Below are 19982 nucleotides of genomic sequence, written 5' to 3' on the forward strand. Positions count from 1 at the left end.
GCTCTCACATTCACCACTAGAGATCGAGCCGGGCTGCCCATCGCGCCACCCTCGATTGCCTTCCAGCTCCGGGCTCTCGCAGCCCGGAGACGAAGGCCCATGCGTTGTCCCCTTTCATGTCCCGTTCGATTGCCGAGAGATCATTCCATGAAACGCTTTCATCCGATCCTGTCCGACCTGCCCGATTGCGACGATACCCTGCGCCGCCTCGCCGACGTGCTGCAGATGCCGGTCACCTGCCGCAGGAGCCTGTGCCGGCGCAGGGGCTCGTGCCAGGGCGGCTTCGGGCCGCCCTGCTATCTGGAGGACCGCCGGTCCTTCGTGCTCGGCGTGGGCGATCAGATGCAGGAATACCGGGAGTACTGGCACGACCGGCACCGTTCGATCCAGGCGGAGGAACGGCGGCGGTGACGCTTGACCCTGTCATCCCCGCGCAGGCGGGGATCCAGAGCCGCGACGGCGGGAGGGAGAGCCAAGGCGCCCTTATGCCCCCCCCTCTGCGCCGTCAGCGGCTCTGGATCCCGGGCTCGCCTGCGGCGCCCCGGGATGACAATGTACGCTTCTCCATCATCCCCCGCCTATGCAGGAATCACGGCGCAAGCGCGGCTCCGGACGATCGAGGCCCCAAGACCGCCTGCCCCTCCGGAAAAATGCTCTAGGCGCATGGCCCTTCGGCCATTATGGTGCGCCCAAATTTCATCCCTCAAGAGCAACGGCCATGGCTGACAAAGGCACACCCCACTTCCACAACGATCCGGGCGTTCCCGTCATTCACGTGGGCTCGAAGGAGTTCATGTGCATCGGGGCGACGCCGCCCTTCGACCATCCCCATATCTTCATCGACATGGGCTATGACAGCGAGACCGTCTGCTCCTATTGCTCGACGCTGTTCAAGTACGACCCGTCCCTGAAGGCCGACGAGGCCCGTCCGGCCGAATGCGTGTGGGAGCCCGATTTCGCCACCGATCCCGCCTCGCGCTGATTTGCATTAAGTGCAGAACCTCTCCATTGCCATCGTCGGCGCTGGAATCGGCGGGCTGACGGCGGCCCTGGCGCTCGCCCGTCAGGGCAACGCTGTCACGCTCGTGGAGCGCCGGACCGGGTTCAGCGAGGTCGGCGCCGGGCTCCAGCTGTCGCCCAATGCAAGCCGGATCCTGCTCGGGCTCGGCCTCGGCGCGGCCCTGCGCCGGGTCGTGACCGAGCCGCAGCAGGTCGTCGTGCGCGCCATCCGGTCGGGCAAGCCCATCGGGCAGGTCGCCCTCGGGGCCTTCATGCGCAAGCGCTTCGAGGCTCCCTACTGGGTCGTGCACCGGGCCGACCTGCAGACGATTCTCCTCGACGCCGTCCGGTCCGAACCGGCGATCCGGCTCGTCATGGGCCGCACCGTCGAAGAGGTGACGGATGGGGCCGGTCGCGCCGGCCTGACCTGGACCTCCGCCGGCGGTGCGCGCGAGACCATCGAGGCCGACCTTGTCATCGGGGCCGACGGCGTGTGGTCGAAAGTGCGGCAGGCCCTGGGCGACCGGACGCCACCGGCCTTTCGCGGCACCATCGCCTGGCGCGCCACATGCGAGCGGAGCCTGGCTCCGGCCGAACTTGCGGGCGACGAGACCGGCCTCTGGCTCGGCTCGCGGGGCCATGTGGTGCATTATCCGATTGCCGGAGGCAGGCTCGTCAACGTGGTGGCCATCCAGAGGAGCCCCGCTCCCGTGGAAGGCTGGGCCGCGCCGGGCGACCGGGACGAGCTTCTCAGGGATTACGCCTCCGCCGCCCCTGCCCTGCGCACCCTCCTGGCGCAGCCGCGGGAATGGCTGCGCTGGTCCCTGTTCGACCATCCGGCCGGGCGCCTCGCCCAAGGCCGGATCGCCCTTCTCGGCGACGCGGCCCACCCGGTCCTCCCCTTCCTGGCGCAGGGCGCGGCTCTCGCCATCGAGGATGCGGCCACCCTCGCGGTGCTTCTGCGCCAGGACGGGCGGGACGTCGTCCAGACCCTGGCCGTCTATGAGACGCAGCGCCTCTCGCGGGTCCGCCGGGTGCAGAACGAGGCCCGCAGGAACGGGCGCATCTACCATGCGGGCGGCCTCATCGGCTTCGGGCGCAATCAGGTGATGCGCCATCTCGGCCCCGAGGGCATGACCCAGCGTTACGACTGGCTCTACGGCTTCCGCATTCCTGCGTAACGCTGGGAGAGGAGACCTATTCGCCCTTGCACTCCGCCCCCCGGCCCGATAACCGTCATGGCGATGCGGACGTGGCGAAACCGGTAGACGCAAGGGACTTAAAATCCCTCGGGCTATGCCCGTGCGGGTTCGACCCCCGCCGTCCGCACCATCACAGACCGAGAGCTGATCCCGGGAAGCCGGGACCCGCGAAAGGGCCTGTCGCGCGGGTCAATGCTCAGGCATCGACCCGAACCAGCACATGCCGCTTCTTGCCGGCCGTCAGCTTCAGGACTCCGTCGACGAGATCCGCAGCGCCAACCCGCACATCCGCATCCTGCACCACCTGCCCATTGAGTCTCGCCCCGCTGTTGAGCACCAAACGGCGCGCCTCGCTCTTCGAACTCGAGAGGCCCGCAAGAACCAGAAGCTGCGCAAGGGTGACGCCGGTCTCGAGCTGCGAGCGCGAGAGACCGAGACTCGGAAGTCCCGATGCGTTCTCCCCTTCCTCGAAGGCGCGACGGGCGGTGTCGGCGGCGTTGCGGGCGGCTTCCTCGCCATGCGCGAGACGGGTCGCCTCATCGGCGAGAACGCGTTTCGCCTCGTTGATCTCGGCGCCTTTCAGTTGGCCCAGGCGATGCACTTCGTCGAGGGGCAGCTCCGTGAACAGGCGCAGGAAGCGCGCGACGTCGTCGTCCTCGGTGTTGCGCCAGAACTGCCAGAACTCGTAGGCATTGAGCTTCTCGGCATTGAGCCACACGGCGCCGCTCGCCGTCTTGCCCATCTTGGCGCCGGCGGAGGTGGTGAGCAGCGGCGTCGTCAGCCCGAAGAGCTGACGCTGGTCGATGCGGCGGGCGAGCTCGATGCCGTTGACGATGTTGCCCCATTGATCGGAACCGCCCATCTGCAGCACGCAGCCGTGGTGGCGCGACAGCTCCAGGAAGTCGAAGGCCTGGAGGACCATGTAGTTGAACTCCAGCAGCGTCAGCGGCTGCTCCCGATCCAGCCGCAGACGCACGCTGTCGAAGCTCAGCATCCGGTTGATCGTGAAGTGCGTGCCAAAATCGCGCAGGAACGGCAGGTACCGCAGCGGGTCGAGCCACAGGGCATTGTCCACCATCACCGCGTCCGTCGGGCCGTCGCCGAAAGTGAGGTAGCGGGAGAACACCTGCCTGAGCCCTGCAGCGTTCCGGGCGATCTGCTCGTCGTCGAGCAGAGGCCTGCTCGCATCGCGGAAGCTCGGATCGCCGATCTGCGTGGTGCCGCCGCCGATGAGCACGACCGGCTTGTGTCCGGACTTCTGAAGCCAGCGCAGGGCCATGATCTGTACGAGGCTGCCGACATGCAGGCTGTCGGCCGTGGCGTCGAAACCGATATAGGCCGCCACGGGATTGCCGGACAGCCGCGCATCCAGGGCGTCGAGATCCGTGCATTGGTGGATGAAACCGCGCTCCGTGAGCGTGTTCAGGAATTCAGATTTCGGGGTGCTCATCGTCTTGTCTCCTCGGGATGGGCGGGAGCCGCTGCCCGGAGACCTGATCACCATATGAAGATGCCGCCGGAGAGCGGCGGCATCGAACGTCTGGTCGCAACCGAACGGAGCCGCCCTATGGGGACGGCGTAAAATAGTTCCTGAAAAGGGTGCGACCGGTGATCATGGGGCATTCATATGAATATCCGGCGGGAACGTCAATGTGTGCTCGCGCTCTCGGCATTGGATCGGCCGAGAGCATGGGTCGCACCGATTGCCGGGTCCGCGCAATGCTCCGGAGTCTTATCCTAGCCTTAGGGAGTAATTCGCTCCCTTCGATCGCCTTAACCCCGATGGCGTTGACCTACGCCCAAATACCATTGTCGAAATTACAGGCTTACCTCCATATACCAAAACATAAAAATCGTTACCTACGTATTAGCTCCAGATAGACTCAAGCTATACTGAACTCATTCTGGAATAAAACGGTTCTCTGCTCAAGAATGAAATCCGAAACACACTTCAATGAGCAGGAGAAACCATGTCTGTTCGCCTATGCGTTGGACTTATCGCTCTCTTATCTTCCACAAGTGCATTCTCTGCTGATTATCCCAAGAGAAATACTGCGCGCGCTAATTCCTACGAAGCATACACTGCGGCGGAAGCACGACAGCCCGCAGCCAGAGGCGTGAGACGTCCCAAAGCGGCGAACACGAGGGCGGTGATGCCCGCGACAAGCCGGAGCACCGGCGCCGCGCCTGTCTACACGGAGAACGTGGCTCCCTCGTTCCAGCAATATTGCCGGCCCGTCACCATTCGCGGTCTACTCGGACCGCGCCAAGTGTGGGAATGCCCCACGGCTCCGAGCGCACAATTCGCTCCCGGCCTCATCAACACCTATCGCGACCGGGGTGAAAGCCCGCAGGCCAGCGCCAGCCTCGCTGGATCATCGCCATCCGGCCCGACCACCGGCGGTCCGAGCAATCCGCCGGCCTCGGGTGGTGGATCGGGAGGCAGCAACAATCCGCCGCAGAGCGGCGGCGGCAGCCAGTCGCCCGGTGGCGGTAGTTCCAGCCCCATCGGCGGCACGGGACCCAGTGCAGGCGGCGGAACGTCACCAGACCAGGGAGGCGGCACGACCAATCCGGGCAGCGGCACCAATCCTGGTGGCGGGACAACCAGCCCGGGCGGTGGCACGAACCCCGGTGGCGGCACGAACCCTGGCGGCGGAACTGATCCTGGCGGCGGCACGAATCCCGGTGGCGGTACTAACCCGGGTGGCGGTACTAACCCGGGCGGTGGCCACCACGGAGGAGGACATCATGGAGGCGGCCACCATGGCGGCGGCAAGGACGGTCATGGCGGCAAGGATGGACACCACGGCGGTGGTTGGTCCGGCGATCACGGCGGCAAGCCGGATCGTGACGGCCATGGCGGTGGACGCGGCGGAAAAGGCCGTGACGGCGATCATCACGGCGGAAAAGATGATCATGGCGGCAAAGACGGACATCACGGAGGCGGCTGGTCCGGCGATCATGGCGGAAAACCCGATCGCGATGGACATGGCGGCGGCCGTGGCGGCAAAGGCCGTGACGGCGGTGATCGTGGCGGCGGCAGAGACCACGGCGGGAAAGGAAACGACGGCGGCGGTCGCGGCGGTCACGATGGCGGCTGGTCCGGCGACCACGGCGGCAATCCGGATCGCGATGATCATGGTGGTCGGGGCGGAAAAGGCCGTGACGGCGGTGACCGTGGCGGCAATGGAGGCCAAGGCCACGGCGGCAAAGGACCTGATGGAGATAAGGGATCCAACGGTGGCGGCAAAGGCAACGATGGCGGGCGTGGCGACCGCGACGGAGGCAAAGGCGGTGACCGCGGTGGCAACAATGGCGGCCATAGCGGAGGTGATCGCGGCAATAGCGGCGGCAACCAAGGCGGTGGGGACCGTGGCAACAGCGGCGGTGGCAAGGGCGGGAACTCCGGAGGCGGTCAGGGTGGCGGCAACGGAGGCCAAGGCGGCGGTGACCGTGGAGGCAACGGAAACGGCGGCCAGGACGGTGGCGGCCGCGGTGGCAACGGCGGCGGCAAGCGCTGATCCTAAGCCACATGAATCTGAAAGGGGCGCCTCGGCGCCCCTTTTCGTCATGGGTTCGATATTCAGATCATCCCTTTACGTTTCGACGTCAGGCCATCAGAAATAGGCCTTCAGATTCCTGCGTATGCGCTCCAGCACCGGCACGTCTCTCGCTGGCAGCGGGAAGGTCTGGCCGGTGATGCGCTCGAAGGCATCGATATAGACGCGTGAGGTCTCCAGCACCACATCCTGCGGGATCTCGGGGATCTCGTCCTTGTAGGGATCGCAGCGGGCCACGACCCAGGTGCGGATGAAATCCTTGTCGAAGCTCTCGGGCCGCTCGCCAGCCTCGAAGCGGCTTTGATAGCTGTCTAGGAACCAGTAGCGGCTCGAGTCCGGCGTGTGGATCTCGTCGGCGATCATGATCTTGCCGGTCTCGTCGATGCCGAACTCGTACTTCGTATCGACGAGGATGAGACCGCGCTCCCGGGCGATCTCCCGGCCCTTCGCGAAGAGCGCGAGAGCGTAGTCGGAGACAGTCTGCCACTGCTCCGCGCTGAGAAGCCCACAGTCTACGATCTCCTGCGCGGTCAGGGGCTCGTCATGCCCGCCGTCGAAGGCCTTGGTGGTGGGCGTGATGATTGTCTGCGGGAGCTTCTCGTTGTCCCGCATGCCGTCGGGCAGGCGGATGCCGTACATCTCGCGCTGTCCCGCCTTGTAGAGGGACAGGATCGAGGTTCCGGTCGTGCCTGCGAGGTAGTCGCGAACCACGATCTCGACGGGCAGGATCGTGAGTCTGCGGCCGACCAGCACGTTCGGATCCGGATATTCGATCACGTGGTTGGGGCAGATTTCGGCCGTCGCTTCGAACCAGAACTTGGCGGTCTGTGTCAGCACCTGGCCTTTCAGAGGAATGGCCGCGAGGTTGCGGTCGAAGGCGCTGATGCGATCCGACGCGATGATGATACGACGCCCGTCCGGCAGGTCGTAATTGTCACGCACCTTGCCGCGATAGTGGTTCGGCAGTTCCGGGATGGTCGCGTCCTCAAGGACGTAACCGGCATAGGCTCCAAGGGCTGCTTTATCCACCATGTTCACCTGCCAAGGATTTTCGGGGCCGTGCTCCGACGGCGTGCTGGCGGAGTTCTAAACCGAAATCCCATGCATGCTAGGCCTCAATCGCCGAAAAGCACCACTTTCCCCGGGAACGGCCGGCTACCTACTGGCCCGCCCTCGCATCCCGGCGATAGGTCGCGTTGAGGCCCGACAGGGTCACAGAGGTCTCGTAGCCCTGGGCGTCGATGATGGTCCACTGCCTGAGAGCATTGGCGCGGCTGTCGAAGCGCAGGGTGATCTTCGAAGTACCGCCGAGGGTGGCGCTGTCGTCGAACCGGACCGTGACCATCCCGTCGCGCCCGACCTGCACGTCGCGGACCTTCGTATCCCGCGACAGGTCGATATTGTCCTGAACCAGGAACTTCAGGGGTGTTTGGCTGACGGGATAGACATCATTCGTGCCGAGCTTCTTGTCGCGGATCGCCACGTTGCGTCCGTCCGAGATCACCTCGAGGGTGCTCGGCGGAGAATAGGCGAAGTGGAACTGGCCCGGACGGCGCATGGAGAGCGTGCCTTCGGCCTGCTGGCCGTTCGGGTTCTTCTGAACGAAATAGGCCGACATCACGTCGATGCTGTTGAAGTAGGCATTGACCCGGTCGAGCGCCTCCTCGGGCGTGCGTGGGCCGGGCGGCGATGTCGGCGTTGGGGAGGACGGCGCGGCGACCGACGTCGGAGCGGGCGCGGCCGGCTGGGCCGGGGTGGCGCGGGCAGGCTTGGGCGGCTCCGGCACCTTGGCCGGAGGCGGCGTGGCGGGCTTGGGCGGTTCGGCCGACGCCTGGACGGGCGCTTCCGGAACCGGTTTCTGCGGCTCGGGCGCTGCCGGTTTCGCCTCGACTTTCGCGGGAGCCGGCGCTGGTTGCGGCTCGGGCTTCGCCGCTGTCTGAGGGGCGGCCTGGGGCTGCGGTTTCGCGGCCCGCTGGGGCTGAGTCTGTGGCTTCTGGGCAGTTGCTTTCGGCTTCGGAGCCGGCTGGGGTTGAGCTTGGGCGCGCGGGGCGACCGGAGCCGGGGGCGCCGCCTGCGGTGCAGCTTGTGGGGACGCCTGTTGAGGAGCGCTCTGGACCGGGGCCGTCGGCCGCTTGAAAACGCCGTCGAGGAAGCGTGTCAGCGGATCCGATGCCTGTTGGGCAGCAGCGGGAGAAAGGCACGCAAGGGCGACAGCCAGACCGAGAATGCAACGCGAGGACGAATGGAGCATGACGCCAAAGCTAACCTGAGAAAATCACCGTTGGCCGTGTGCAAAAGCCCGGCGCAGCAATGCTTTATGGCTTGGATAAGAGGCTGAATGAAGGCAGGACCCTTGCAGGTAAAAGCGAGTCGCGTCCAGAGCCATAACCATTCCAGCTCTTACGCAGCATCCGCCAGCTCGTCCTCGTCCGCCACGGGACGGGCGGGCGCAGGCCGGGGCTTGGGTGTCCGGGGGCGAGAGGGTTGCTTCCTCTTGCCCTTGGCAGGCTTCGCCTTGGCGCTCAGCCCTCTCCACCAGCCCTGCCAGCTCCAGTCACCGGGGCCCATCAGGCCGTAGAAGAGGAGACCGGCGAGAACGCCGAGATGGGACAGGAAGATCGCCTGCTCGGCCTGACGGTTCAAACCGCCATAGTCCCAGAAGCGGTGCATGGTCCCTGTCGTGATCACCAGAGCTGCGATGAGAACGGAGACACTCAGGCGCGGCGCGAAGCCGAAGATGAGGGCCAGGGGCCCGAACACCTCGGCCAGGACGATCAGGGTCGCCACCACGTCTCCGTAAGGCATGCCTTTCAGGGTCAGCGCGGCGGCAAGTCCGGAGATATTGGACAGGCGCCCGATGGCGACCGGCAGAAAGCAGCCTGCCAGCAGCAGGCGGTTCAGCAGGAGAATTCCATTGATGCCCGCGCCCCTGCCCTCACCCATGCCCTAGCCCTCCAGCTCGCCAATGTCTCGGGCGCTGAGAATCGTCCCGGCGCCTGACGAGCATTTGAGGGATAGGTTCTTAACCTGCCCTTAGCGGGAGCCGGTAATTCGCCGGACTTCAGAGCTTCAGGTTCCGTTCCCGGAGCATGCTTTCCCAACGCAGGGAGTGATCCACGATCGTGGCGAGATCGTCGTGCCGGGGTTCCCAGCCGAGCTTCGACCGGATCCGGGTCGAATCCGCCACGATGCTCACCGGATCGCCAGCCCGGCGCGGTCCGATCCGCGCCTCCACGGGCTTGCCGGAGACCTTCCGCACGGTCTCGATGACCTCGGATACGGAATAGCCGTGCCCGTAGCCGCAATTCATGACGAGGCTCTCGCCACCCTGGTCGAGATGGGTCAGCGCCTGCATATGGGCTGCGATCAGGTCGCTCACATGGATGTAGTCGCGAATGCAGGTCCCGTCCGGCGTCGGATAATCCGTGCCGTAGACCTCCATATGGGAGCGCATGCCGAGCGCCGTCTGCACGGCCACCTTGATCAGGTGAGTGGCGTTCGCCGTCGACTGGCCATGACGCATGAGCGGATCGGCGCCCGCCACGTTGAAGTAGCGCAGGACTACGTAGCGCATGTCATGAGCCGCAGCGACGTCGCGCAGCATGATCTCGGTCAGCTGCTTGGAGCTGCCGTACGGCGAGAGAGGCCCCAGGGGAGCATTCTCGTCGATGGGCTTATCGGAGGTGTCGCCATAGACGGCTGCCGTGGACGAGAACACGAACTTCTTGATGCCGGCGGCGACAGCTGCCGCCATGAGGGCCCGGCTTTTGACAGTGTTGTTCAGGTAGTAGCCCAGCGGGTCGGTGACGGATTCCGGAACGATCAGCTTGGCGGCGAAATGGGCGATTGCGTCGATCCGATAATGTTGAAGCGTCCGGAGGACCAGCTCGAAATCACCCACATCGCCGACCACAAGAGGCACCCCTTCGGGCACCGACCAGCGGAAACCGGTCGAGAGATTATCGAACACAATGGGATTATGGCCCGCGTCCAGCAGCGCGAGCACCATGTGACCGCCGATATATCCTGCTCCGCCTGTGACGAGAACGTTCATGAAATCTCCTGGAAGCCCAGCTCGCATGTGAACCATGCTGGCTTTATTCGTTCAATGTTTCTAGATCGAGTCGATCCCGATGACAGGAAGGCTAGGGCATCGCGCGGAAAAGTGTATCGGGCATTTCGCCGGCTCGACCTTTGCGCCGGTCCGGAAGACGAGTGACGGCTCAAAGGTAGCTCCTACCGATGGACCTGATAGTCCAGCGGCGTGCGGGTGAGAGGGTGCAGGATGGATGATCGCAGGGAATATTGGTGGGTCAGCTACGAGGCCAGGATCCAGCCCGCCGAGGTGGATTTCGTCGGCGGCATCCCTGTGGGCTTCAGGTTCATCGGGATGGGCGGCAGCATCCCGGCCACTTCGGCTGAACTGATCGAGCGCCTGCCGACTCCCCCCGCCCCCGTCATACGCCCCTCCGGGCCCCAGCCGGCCCCGGCTCAGCCGCAGCGGAAAGGCTCCTGGCTCTGGTTCATCGGGATTCTTCTGCTGATCCTCGTCGCCCAGTGCTCGGGACCGCTCTTCGATCTCCTCAAGTGACGGGAGGTCGAATCCGGACCTCCCGTACCGGTCGCGTCGGTCTCACCGCACGGCCGCGAGCCGCATCGGCTCGGGGCTGCGGGCCGGCTCGACGCGCTGGCCCAGGACGGCCGATAGCTGCGCAGCGGCCTTCGAGGCCCGCTCGCGTACGGCGGCATCCACGAGGGTGCCGTCGATGAAGTTGCTCTCGCTCGCATAGACGGCGGTCGGGATGGTGAGCGCCTCGAAGAAGCCGAAGAGCGGGCGCAGGTAATGCTCGACTACGAGCGCATGGCGCAGGCCCCCGCCCGTGGCCGTCAGCAGGACGGGCACGTCCTTGAGGGCCTCGGGCTCGACGAGGTCGAACAGGTGCTTGAACAGGCCCGTATAGGATCCCTTGAAGACCGGCGTTCCGACGATCAACGCGTCGGCGGTCTCGATGTCCCTGATCACGCGCGCGGCCTCCGGGGACAATTGCGTGCGCGAATAGGCGCCGCCGAGACCCGCCCCGATCTCCACGAGATCGTGGGTGATGAAATCGACCGGCCGCGACCGGGCGACCTCGGCCCCGATGGCTTCAACGAGAGACCGTGTCTTCGAGGGACGGCGAAAGTTGCCGGCGATGCCGACAATCCGAGGGTGTGCCATGGAGAACCCTTTGTGATGCGATGGAGCAAGGCTTCGTTCCCGAGCCGGGCTGAATTGCCCCGCCTCCAGCCTGCCCCCTGCCATGGAAGTTGAGTGAGGTTCTCCCGCACAATCCGCTCTGTCAATTCGAATGTTCTTTTAAACGAACAGAAAAGAAGGATTTTCTCTTTTCAGGCGCGCGCGGAGATCACGTTTGTCGGAGACGGGCAACGGGCGAGACCGGCGTAGCCTGCGCGAAGTCACGGGGACCAAAGGTATTAGATGGCCGTTGAGAAGGAGAACGGCAGGTGACAATGCGCCGAAGTATCTGTAAGGACGATCTTGTTTCACATTCAAAAAGAAACAAATATTTTATTCCACATCAGAAAGATGCACAATGGCCGCTCATGGAGCCTTGGACCTGATCGGGAAAACTCCTCTCGTCGAGCTGACGAGCCTGGACACCGGTCCCTGCAGGCTTTTCCTCAAGCTTGAGAGCGCCAACCCGAGCGGCTCCATCAAGGACCGGCCGGCCCGCGCCATGATCGAGGCCGCGGAAGCCGACGGGCGCCTGAAGCCGGGCGGCACCATCATCGAGGCGACGGCGGGCAATACGGGCGTTGGACTGGCCCTGGTCGGCGCCAGCAAGGGCTACCGCACGATCCTCGTGGTGCCGGACAAGATGTCCCGCGAGAAGGTCCTGCACGCCAAGGCCCTTGGCGCCGAGGTCGTGATCACCCGTTCCGACGTGGGCAAGGGCCACCCGGATTATTACCAGGACCTCGCCCAGGCGATCACGAACAGGACACCGGGTGCCGTCTACATCAACCAGTTCGAGAACCCGGCCAACCCGGCAGCCCACGAGGCGAGCACCGGACCCGAGATCCTGGAAGGGATGGATGGCGACGTGGATGCCGTCGTGGTCGGCGTCGGCTCGGGCGGCACCCTCACGGGCATCGGGCGCTATCTCCGGAAGACCTCCCCCAAGACCGTCATGGTGCTGGCCGATCCGGCAGGCTCGATCCTCGCCCCGCTCGTCGAGACGGGCGAGATGACGGAGGCCGGCTCCTGGGCGGTCGAAGGCATCGGCGAAGACTTCGTGCCGCCGAACTGCGACCTCTCGCTGGTCAAGAAGGCCTATTCGATCGGCGACAAGGAAAGCTTCTCGGCGGCGCGCGAGCTCCTGCGCCGGGAGGGCATCCTGGCCGGATCCTCATCCGGCACGCTCCTGGCCGCCGCCCTGCGCTATTGCCGCGAGCAGACCGAACCGAAGCGGGTCGTCACCCTCGTCTGCGACACGGGCGCCAAGTACCTGTCGAAGGTGTTCAACGATGCCTTCATCGCGCAGGAGGGCTGGCTCGACCGCAAGACCACCGGCACCGCCCGCGACGTGGTGATCAATCCTTTCGGCGAGGGCGCGACCATCTTCGTCTCGCCGAGCGAAACCCTGCGCTCCGTCTTCGCCCGCATGCGCTCCTCCGACGTCTCGCAGCTGCCGGTGATCGAGGACGGCCGCGTGGTCGGCCTCGTCGACGAGAGCGATATCCTCGATGCGCTCGTCGCCAACGAGGGCGCTCCCCAGAGCGTTTTCGACAAGCCGGTGCGCGACGTAATGGTGACGCGCCTTCGGACCATCTCCGCCGATGCTCCGGTCAAGGAGCTTCTGCCCCTCTTCGCCGCCGGCCTCGTGCCGGTGATCATGGACGGCGATTCCTTCGTCGGCCTCGCGACCCGCATCGACCTCATCAACTACTTCCGGATTCACCCCTGATGACCGCGCGCAACCAGCTCGATTTCTCCACCCGCTGCATCCATGCAGGCCAGTCGCCGGACCCGACCACGGGCGCCGTGATGATGCCGATCTACGCGACATCGACCTTCGCGCAGGAGAGCCCCGGTGTTCATAAGGGCTTCGAATATGCCCGCTCGCAGAACCCGACCCGCATGGCCTTCGAGCGCTGCATCGCGGATCTGGAAGGCGGCAGCGCGGCCTTCGCCTTCTCGTCCGGCCTGGCGGCGAGCGCCACCGTGCTCGACATGCTGGACCATGGCTCCCACATCGTCGCGTCCGACGATCTCTACGGCGGCACCCGCCGCCTGTTCGAGCGCGTGCGCCGGAAGTCGGCCGGGCTCGACATCACCTATGTCGATCTCGGCAACCCCGATGCCGTGAAGGCGGCCCTGCGCCCCAACACCAAGCTCGTCTGGGTCGAGACGCCCACCAATCCGCTCCTGAAGCTCGCCGATCTCGAAGCAATCGCCGCGGCGACCCGCGGGCACGGCACCTGGCTCGTGGCCGACAACACCTTCGCCAGCCCGTGGGTGCAGCGCCCGCTCGAATTCGGCTTCGACATCGTGGTGCATTCCACCACGAAATACCTCAACGGCCATTCCGACATGGTCGGCGGCGTGGTGATCGTCGGCCAGAACCAGGAGATCCGCGAGAAGATCGCCTTCCTGCAGAACGCGGTCGGCTCCGTGTCCGGTCCCTTCGACAGCTTCCTGGCTCTGCGCGGCCTCAAGACCCTGTCCCTGCGCATGGAACGCCACTGCAATTCTGCGCTCAAGATCGCCCAGTTCCTCGAATCCCATCCGGGCGTGGACGGCGTGATCTATCCGGGCCTCGCCTCGCATCCGCAGCATGAGCTGGCCAAGCGCCAGATGCGCGGCTTCGGCGGTATCATCACGGCTCGGATCGCGGGCGGGCTCGACGGCGCGACGCGATTCCTGGAACGCTGCCAGCTCTTCACCCTGGCGGAGAGCTTAGGGGGCGTGGAAAGCCTGATCGAGCATCCGGCGATCATGACCCACGCCTCAGTACCGGCGGAAGTCCGCGCCGAACTCGGCATCGACGACGGCCTCGTGCGCCTGTCGGTCGGCATCGAGGATGCGGACGACCTGATCGACGACCTGCGTTCCGCTCTCGCCTGAGCATAGTCCAGAACGAGCGTCCTCCTCATCATCACCGTCCCCGGACTTGATCCGGGGATCAGTCCCGGTGATCTCGATCGGAATAGTGCCCCCGACCGTCATTCCGGGGCCGCAAAGCGGAACCCGGAACCCATAACCGTTACGTCCAAAGGAATGGCGAGCAGCGTTGCAACTCTTCCGGCAAAGCTAGTGGCTATGGGTTCCGGGTTCTCGCTCACGCTCGCCCCGGAATGACAGTTGGAGCTGACCCTCTCGTTGACCTGAAAGCGACAAGTCCCCTCACGCGACCGGCGAGAAGCGGCCCACGAGCTGGTGGCGGTCGCCGGGATAGGTAATGCGCGCTTCGGTCACGAAGGCACCCGCCTGCCAGGTCCGTCGTTCGAGGACGAGACAGGCCGCTCCCGACTGGATCCGCAGCCGCTTCGCCATCGTGGCATCCGCGTTGACGGCGCGCACGATGTGCTCCGCGTCCGTCCACGGCACGCGCCGCAGGAGCCATGTGCCCGGCGGAACGTCCGTGAAGGGCTCGTCGCCGGCTTCCGGCACCGTAGCGAGGTTGATCAGGCGCTGCTCGAAGGCCTGGGGCACGTCGTCCATGACGTGAAGCGTCGAGAGGCAGAGCATCTTCGTGCCCACCGGCAGACCGATCCTTTGCGCGGCGGCCGCGTCGATCGGCTCGATGGCGCGATGCAGGATCTTGAACTGGTAGTCCACGCCTGCTCGGGCTGCCTCGAGGGCGAAATCCTGGATCTGCAGCACGGCCTGCTGGTTGCTCGGCTCGGCCACCACCGTTCCCGCGCGGCGGCGGCGCGTGATGAGGCCGTTGGCCGCGAGCGTCGAGAGCACCTTGTTCACGGTCATGCGCGAGCAGCCGTACTCGGTCATCAGCTCGTGCTCGAAGGGAATGCGGTGCCCCGGGGGCCACTCGCCGGACATGATCCTGGCCTCGATATCGTCGCGGATGCGCTGATGCAGATGTTTCATGCGGACGACATTTTCTCAGGACAGAATGCGAGCCACGGCGCGTGAATAGCGGGCGCGGATCGCCTCGCCTTTGACATGCCGGCCCTTCCTTACCACGGCTTCGCCCGCCACGAACACCGTATCGATGGCGGCCCTGCCCGCGACGAACACGTAAGAATCGATCCAGCGGTCGCCCGAGACGGCGGCGAGGTCGGGGTGCGCGGCATCGAGCACCACGAGATCGGCGCGATGTCCGGCCGCGATGGCTCCGACGCGGCGGCCGAGCGCCTGCGCGCCGCCGGCCAGCGCCTTGTCGTAGAGGCTGCGGCCGGTCGACTGGCCCTCCTGCTCCGCCAGGACATTGCGGGCGCGATGCTTGAGGCGCTGGCTGTACTCGAACTGCTTGAGTTCCGCAGGCGCGGAAATCTCGATATTGGAATCGGACCCGACCCCGAAACGGCCGCCGCGCGAGAGGTAATCGACCCCCTCGAAAATCCCGTCGCCGAGATTGGCTTCGGTGATCGGGCAGAGGCCCGCCACCGCGTGGCTGGCCGCGATACCTTCGACTTCCTGCGCATCGAGATGGGTCGCATGGATCAGGCACCAGCGACGATCCACGGGCGCGTGATCGAGCAGCCAGGCGACGGGACGCTGGCCTGACCAGGCCAGGCAATCCTCGACCTCCTTCACCTGCTCGGCGATATGGATGTGCACCGGCCCTTCGCCTGACAGCTCGACAACGTCACGAAGGCTCTCGGTCGTGACGGCCCGCAGGCTGTGCGGCGCGATTCCGACGACGGCATCGTCCAAACCGGCCACGGCTTTTCGCGCCCCGTCGAGAAGACGCATGTAGCTCTCGACATCGTTGACGAAGCGTCTCTGTCCTTCCGTCGGCGCCGCGCCGCCGAAGCCGCCCTGCGCGTAGAAGACCGGCAGGAGCGTCAGGCCCATGCCGGTTTCCTGCGCGGCAGCCGCGATGCGGCCGGAGAGCTCCGCGATGTCGCCATAGGCGCGGCCATCGGCATCGTGGTGCAGGTAGTGGAACTCGGCCAGCGCCGTGAAGCCGCCCTCCAGCATTTCCATCATGGCGAAGGCCGCGATGGCCTCCACATCGTCGGGCGTCAGCGAGCCGAGGAACCGGTACATCACCTGCCGCCAAGTCCAGAAGCTGTCGCCGACCGGCCCGCGGGTTTCGGCGAGCCCTGCCATGCCGCGCTGGAAGGTGTGGCTGTGCAGGTTCGGCAGGCCGGGAAGCGCGATCCCGGCGATGCGCTCGCGCCCATCAGAGACGGCCTTCGGATGGATGGCGGCGATCGTCCCGCCCTCGATGTCGACCCCGACATCGTCCGCCCAGCCATCCGGCAGCAGGGCGCGATCGAGAATGAGCCTGCGCATGCTGATACCTTCCCTGTCCATCATCCCGGAGACGCAGCCGCCAAAAAGCCATGCCGGCGCCGGACCATCGAAACCTGTCGAATACGTCTAGACAATATCGATTGTTCGCGATTATGTATAGACATTATCGCAACCTATCCGGAGCAGGAACATGCGCTTCGATCGGGTCTGGTTCAATGCTCGCCTCGCGACTCTCGAGGGAGACGGTCTCGGGATCGTCGAGAGCGGAGCCGTTGCCTCTATGGATGGCCGGATTGCCTTCGTGGGACCGGAAGCAGATCTCCCGAACGGCTGGGACGCGGCCGAGCGGATCGACTGCCAAGGGCGCTGGATCACCCCCGGGCTCGTCGATTGCCACACTCATCTGATCTTCGGCGGCGACCGGGCGCATGAATTCGAGCTGCGCCTGAATGGCGCCAGCTACGAGGAGATCGCCCGGGCGGGCGGCGGCATCGTGTCCACCGTGAAGGCGACGCGCGCGGCGAGCGAGGACGCGCTCGTGGCGAGCGCCCTGCCCCGCCTCGACCACCTGATCACCGAGGGCTGCACCACTGTCGAGATCAAGTCGGGCTACGGCCTCGATCTGGAGACCGAGGCTCGGTCCTTGAGGGCGGCGCGCCGCCTCGCCGGGGAACGCCCCGTCTCCATCGTCACCACGTTCCTGGGCGCTCACGCCCTGCCGCCGGAGGCGAACGGCGACAAGGACGCCTTCATCGACCTGATCTGCCGCGAGATGCTGCCGGCTCTCGCCCGCGAAGGACTGGCCGATGCGGTCGATGCCTTCTGCGAGGGCATCGCCTTCTCGCCCGAGCAGACCGCCCGCGTGTTCGACGCCGCCAAGGCGCATGGCCTGAGGGTCAAACTCCACGCCGACCAGCTCTCCAACCTGCACGGTGCAAGGCTCGCAGCCGAACATGGCGCACTGTCAGCCGACCATCTGGAATACACGGACGAGGAAGGCGCCGCCGCGATGGCCAAAGCCGGCACGGTCGCCGTGCTCCTGCCGGGCGCCTTCTACATGCTGCGCGAGACGAAGCTGCCGCCGGTTGCTGCCTTCCGAAAGTTCGGCACCCGCATGGCGCTTGCGACCGACTGCAATCCCGGCACCTCGCCGCTCACCTCGCTCCTGCTCACCATGAACATGGGCGCGACCCTGTTCCGCATGACTGTCGAGGAATGCATTGCGGGCGTCACCCGCGAGGCCGCGCGTGCACTTGGCCGCCTCGACGAGATCGGCACGCTCGCCATCGGCAAGTCGTGCGATCTCGCGATCTGGAACATCGAGCGCCCGGCGGAGCTCGTCTACCGCATCGGCTTCAACCCGCTTCACGCCCGCATCTGGAGGGGACAGTGACCCAAGACGTAACGCTTCATCCCGGCTCCGTCGCCCTCGCCGATTGGCGGCGCGTCTATTTCGGAGCGCCGGTCGCGCTCGATCAGGATTGCCGCTCCGCCATCGAGGCGGGGGCCAGGACCATCGAGGCCATCGTGGCCAAGGGCGAGCCGGTCTACGGCATCAATACCGGCTTCGGCAAACTGGCGAGCGTGCGCATCGGCGCCGGCGATCTGGCGACGCTCCAGCGCAACATCGTGCTCTCGCACGCGGCCGGCGTCGGCGAACCGCTGCCGGTGGCGGTGGTGAGACTCGTCATGGCGCTCAAGCTCGCGAGCCTCGCCCAAGGGGCGTCGGGCGTGCGCTGGTCCACCATCGAGCACCTGACGGCCTGCCTGAAGGCGAACCTTGTGCCCGTCATTCCGGGCCAGGGATCGGTTGGCGCCTCGGGCGATCTCGCGCCGCTCGCCCACATGACGGCGGCCCTCATGGGAGTCGGCGAGTTCTTCGTCGACGGCCGCCGCGTGCCGGCGGAAGCGGCGCTCGCGCAGGCGGGCCTCGCGCCGCTCGCGCTCGGCCCGAAGGAAGGCCTCGCGCTTCTCAACGGCACCCAGGTTTCGACGGCACTCGCCTTGGCGGGATTGTTCGAAGCGGAGCGCGTGTTCCAGGCGGCGCTCGTCACGGGAGCGCTCGCCACCGACGCCGCCAAGGGATCGGACGGCCCCTTCGACGAGCGCATCCAGAAGCTGCGGCGCCATCGCGGTCAGATCGAGGTGGCCGCCACCCTGCGCGCCCTGATGCAGGGCAGCGCCATCCGCGCCTCGCACCTCACCAACGACGACCGCGTGCAGGACCCCTATTGCCTGCGCTGCCAGCCGCAGGTGATGGGCGCCGTCCTCGACCTGCTGCGCCAGGCGGGCGAGACGCTCGGCACGGAAGCGAACGGCGTATCCGACAACCCGCTCGTCTTCTCGGAGACCGGAGAGGTCATTTCCGGCGGCAACTTCCACGCAGAGCCAGTGGCCTTCGCGGCCGACATGATCGCCATGGCCTTGTGCGAGATCGGCTCGCTCGCCGAGCGGCGCATCGCCATGCTGGTCGACCCGGCCCTGTCCGGCCTGCCCGCCTTCCTCACGCCGAAGCCCGGGCTGAATTCCGGTTTCATGATCCCGCAGGTCACGGCCGCCGCCCTCGTGTCCGAGAACAAGCAGCGCGCCTATCCGGCAAGCGTCGATTCAATTCCGACCTCGGCCAACCAGGAAGACCACGTGTCCATGGCGACCCATGGCGCGCGACGTCTCCTTCCCATGGCGGCGAACGCCGCCAACGTGATCGGCATCGAGTTGCTGGCCGCGGTTCAGGGCTGCGACTTCCACGCGCCCATGAAATCGAGCGAGCGCCTGGAGCGCGCCCGCGCTCTGCTGCGTATGAGCGTTCCGCATCTCGACGACGACCGCCATATGGCGCCCGACATGGAGCGGGCCACGGCCCTCGTCGCGTCCGGCGCCCTCGCGGATGCCGCCGGTACCGATGTTCTGCCGGTCGTGACGAACGAGGTTCTGGCATGAGCGCGCATCCCGACTGGCTCACCGTCACCCGTGGCGACGCGCCGCTCGTGGTGAGCCTGCCGCATACGGGCACGGACATCCCGGACGCCTACGCACGAGGCCTCGTCTCGCCCTGGCTCGCGCGCAAGGATGCGGATTGGTGGATCGAGCGGCTCTACGACTTCGCCGCCGGCCTCGGCGCCACCGTGATCCGCACCGCGATCTCGCGCACGGTGATCGACGTGAATCGCGACCCGTCCGGCGTCTCGCTCTATCCGGGACAGGCGACCACGGAACTGTGCCCGACGACGACCTTCGACGGCGAGCCGCTCTACGAGCCGGGCGCCGAGCCGACGGCCGACGAGATCGCCGAGCGCCGCGCCCGCTTCTTCGATCCCTACCATGCCGCCCTTCGCGCCGAGATCGAGCGCCTGCGGGCGCGGCACGACAGCGTCGTCGTCTACGACTGCCACTCGATCCGCTCGGTGATCCCGCGCCTGTTCGACGGCGCCCTGCCCCATTTCAACATCGGCACCAACATCGGCGCCTCCTGCGCGCCGTCCTTGAGCGCTGACATCGAGAGCATCTGCGCGGAGAGCGGCTTGAGCCACGTGGTGAACGGCCGCTTCAAGGGCGGCTACATCACGCGCAGCCTCGGTCGGCCCGCCGAGGGCGTTCACGCCGTCCAGATGGAGCTCGCCTGCCGCGGCTACATGCGCGAGCCGCTCGGCTCCGTCTCCGAGGGCGAATGGCCGAGCGCCTACGACGCGAACTATGCCGCGCCCATGCGCGCGACGCTCACCCGCATTCTGCAGACCTGCCTCACCTTCGCCCAACCCAAAGCCTGATCCG

At 66.2% G+C, this 19982-nt stretch carries 18 protein-coding genes and 1 tRNA gene; 10 read left to right on the forward strand and 9 right to left on the reverse strand.

All coding sequences use genetic code 11. The features are described from left to right. The first annotated feature begins 147 nt into the window (after positions 1-147). The 4 genes from OC446_RS08045 (at position 148) to OC446_RS08060 (ending at position 2331) form a co-directional block, all read left to right on the forward strand. Entirely contained in the window at positions 148-411 is a 264-nt protein-coding gene (locus OC446_RS08045) for a hypothetical protein (protein ID WP_262028526.1), read from the forward strand. Between the two features lie 307 nt (positions 412-718). Next, positions 719-982 (forward strand): zinc-finger domain-containing protein, encoded by a 264-nt coding sequence (locus OC446_RS08050; RefSeq protein WP_009489367.1) that lies wholly within the window; start codon positions 719-721, stop codon positions 980-982. A gap of 10 nt (positions 983-992) precedes the next feature. After that, entirely contained in the window at positions 993-2180 is a 1188-nt protein-coding gene (locus OC446_RS08055; RefSeq protein WP_262028527.1) for an FAD-dependent oxidoreductase, read from the forward strand. 65 nt (positions 2181-2245) lie between these two features. Then, positions 2246-2331, forward strand: a tRNA-Leu gene (locus OC446_RS08060). A gap of 66 nt (positions 2332-2397) precedes the next feature. Here the strand turns inward: OC446_RS08060 and tyrS are convergent. From tyrS to galE, 6 genes are all read right to left on the reverse strand, one after another. Then, positions 2398-3651 carry a tyrosine--tRNA ligase gene (tyrS, locus tag OC446_RS08065; protein ID WP_262028528.1) on the reverse strand — a complete coding sequence of 418 codons (1254 nt, stop codon included), beginning with the start codon at positions 3649-3651 and terminating at the stop codon, positions 2398-2400. Between the two features lie 1093 nt (positions 3652-4744). Further along, positions 4745-5776 carry a hypothetical protein gene (locus OC446_RS08070; RefSeq protein ID WP_262028529.1) on the reverse strand — a complete coding sequence of 344 codons (1032 nt, stop codon included), beginning with the start codon at positions 5774-5776 and terminating at the stop codon, positions 4745-4747. A 45-nt stretch (positions 5777-5821) separates the two neighbouring features. Next, the gene (locus tag OC446_RS08075) at positions 5822-6796 is read right to left on the reverse strand and encodes a phosphoribosylaminoimidazolesuccinocarboxamide synthase (RefSeq protein ID WP_262028530.1); all 975 of its coding nucleotides are present in this window, start codon (positions 6794-6796) and stop codon (positions 5822-5824) included. A 127-nt stretch (positions 6797-6923) separates the two neighbouring features. Then, positions 6924-8015, reverse strand: coding sequence for a LolA family protein (locus tag OC446_RS08080; RefSeq protein WP_262028531.1), 1092 nt, complete (start codon positions 8013-8015; stop codon positions 6924-6926). Between the two features lie 149 nt (positions 8016-8164). Continuing rightward, a complete protein-coding gene (locus OC446_RS08085; protein ID WP_262028532.1) occupies positions 8165-8707 on the reverse strand; it encodes a DoxX family protein in 543 nt (180 codons plus the stop codon). Between the two features lie 118 nt (positions 8708-8825). Next, entirely contained in the window at positions 8826-9818 is a 993-nt protein-coding gene (galE, locus tag OC446_RS08090) for a UDP-glucose 4-epimerase GalE (RefSeq protein WP_262028533.1), read from the reverse strand. A gap of 231 nt (positions 9819-10049) precedes the next feature. Here galE and OC446_RS08095 point away from each other — a divergent pair, with 231 nt between their 5' ends. Beyond that, positions 10050-10355 (forward strand): hypothetical protein, encoded by a 306-nt coding sequence (locus tag OC446_RS08095; RefSeq protein WP_262028534.1) that lies wholly within the window; start codon positions 10050-10052, stop codon positions 10353-10355. 42 nt (positions 10356-10397) lie between these two features. Here OC446_RS08095 and msuE read toward each other — a convergent pair whose 3' ends face one another. Beyond that, entirely contained in the window at positions 10398-10982 is a 585-nt protein-coding gene (msuE, locus tag OC446_RS08100) for an FMN reductase (RefSeq protein WP_262028535.1), read from the reverse strand. 376 nt (positions 10983-11358) lie between these two features. Between msuE and OC446_RS08105 the strand changes: the two genes are divergently transcribed. Further along, entirely contained in the window at positions 11359-12732 is a 1374-nt protein-coding gene (locus OC446_RS08105; protein ID WP_262028536.1) for a cystathionine beta-synthase, read from the forward strand. Continuing rightward, a complete protein-coding gene (locus OC446_RS08110) occupies positions 12732-13892 on the forward strand; it encodes a cystathionine gamma-synthase (RefSeq protein WP_262028537.1) in 1161 nt (386 codons plus the stop codon). The genes OC446_RS08105 and OC446_RS08110 overlap by 1 nt, the downstream gene beginning before the upstream one ends. Before the next feature lie 279 nt (positions 13893-14171). On the opposite strand, the gene hutC is transcribed toward OC446_RS08110, so the two are convergent. Further along, positions 14172-14876 carry a histidine utilization repressor gene (gene hutC / locus OC446_RS08115; protein WP_262028538.1) on the reverse strand — a complete coding sequence of 235 codons (705 nt, stop codon included), beginning with the start codon at positions 14874-14876 and terminating at the stop codon, positions 14172-14174. 15 nt (positions 14877-14891) lie between these two features. Beyond that, positions 14892-16250, reverse strand: coding sequence for a formimidoylglutamate deiminase (locus OC446_RS08120; protein ID WP_262028539.1), 1359 nt, complete (start codon positions 16248-16250; stop codon positions 14892-14894). Between the two features lie 151 nt (positions 16251-16401). Between OC446_RS08120 and hutI the strand changes: the two genes are divergently transcribed. Genes hutI through hutG form a run of 3 tightly spaced genes read left to right on the forward strand, consistent with a single transcriptional unit; the run spans position 16402 to position 19978 of the window. Further along, positions 16402-17604: an imidazolonepropionase gene (gene hutI / locus OC446_RS08125; RefSeq protein ID WP_262028540.1), complete on the forward strand. Its 1203-nt coding sequence runs from the start codon at positions 16402-16404 to the stop codon at positions 17602-17604. Next, positions 17601-19151: a histidine ammonia-lyase gene (gene hutH / locus OC446_RS08130; RefSeq protein WP_262028541.1), complete on the forward strand. Its 1551-nt coding sequence runs from the start codon at positions 17601-17603 to the stop codon at positions 19149-19151. Before hutI ends, hutH begins: the two co-directional genes overlap by 4 nt. After that, complete coding sequence (hutG, locus tag OC446_RS08135; protein ID WP_262028542.1) at positions 19148-19978, forward strand: N-formylglutamate deformylase; 831 nt, start codon at positions 19148-19150, stop codon at positions 19976-19978. The genes hutH and hutG overlap by 4 nt, the downstream gene beginning before the upstream one ends. Positions 19979-19982: the final 4 nt, after the last annotated feature.

It is taken from the genome of Microvirga sp. Mcv34 (assembly GCF_024519725.1).
Classification (GTDB): domain Bacteria; phylum Pseudomonadota; class Alphaproteobacteria; order Rhizobiales; family Beijerinckiaceae; genus Microvirga.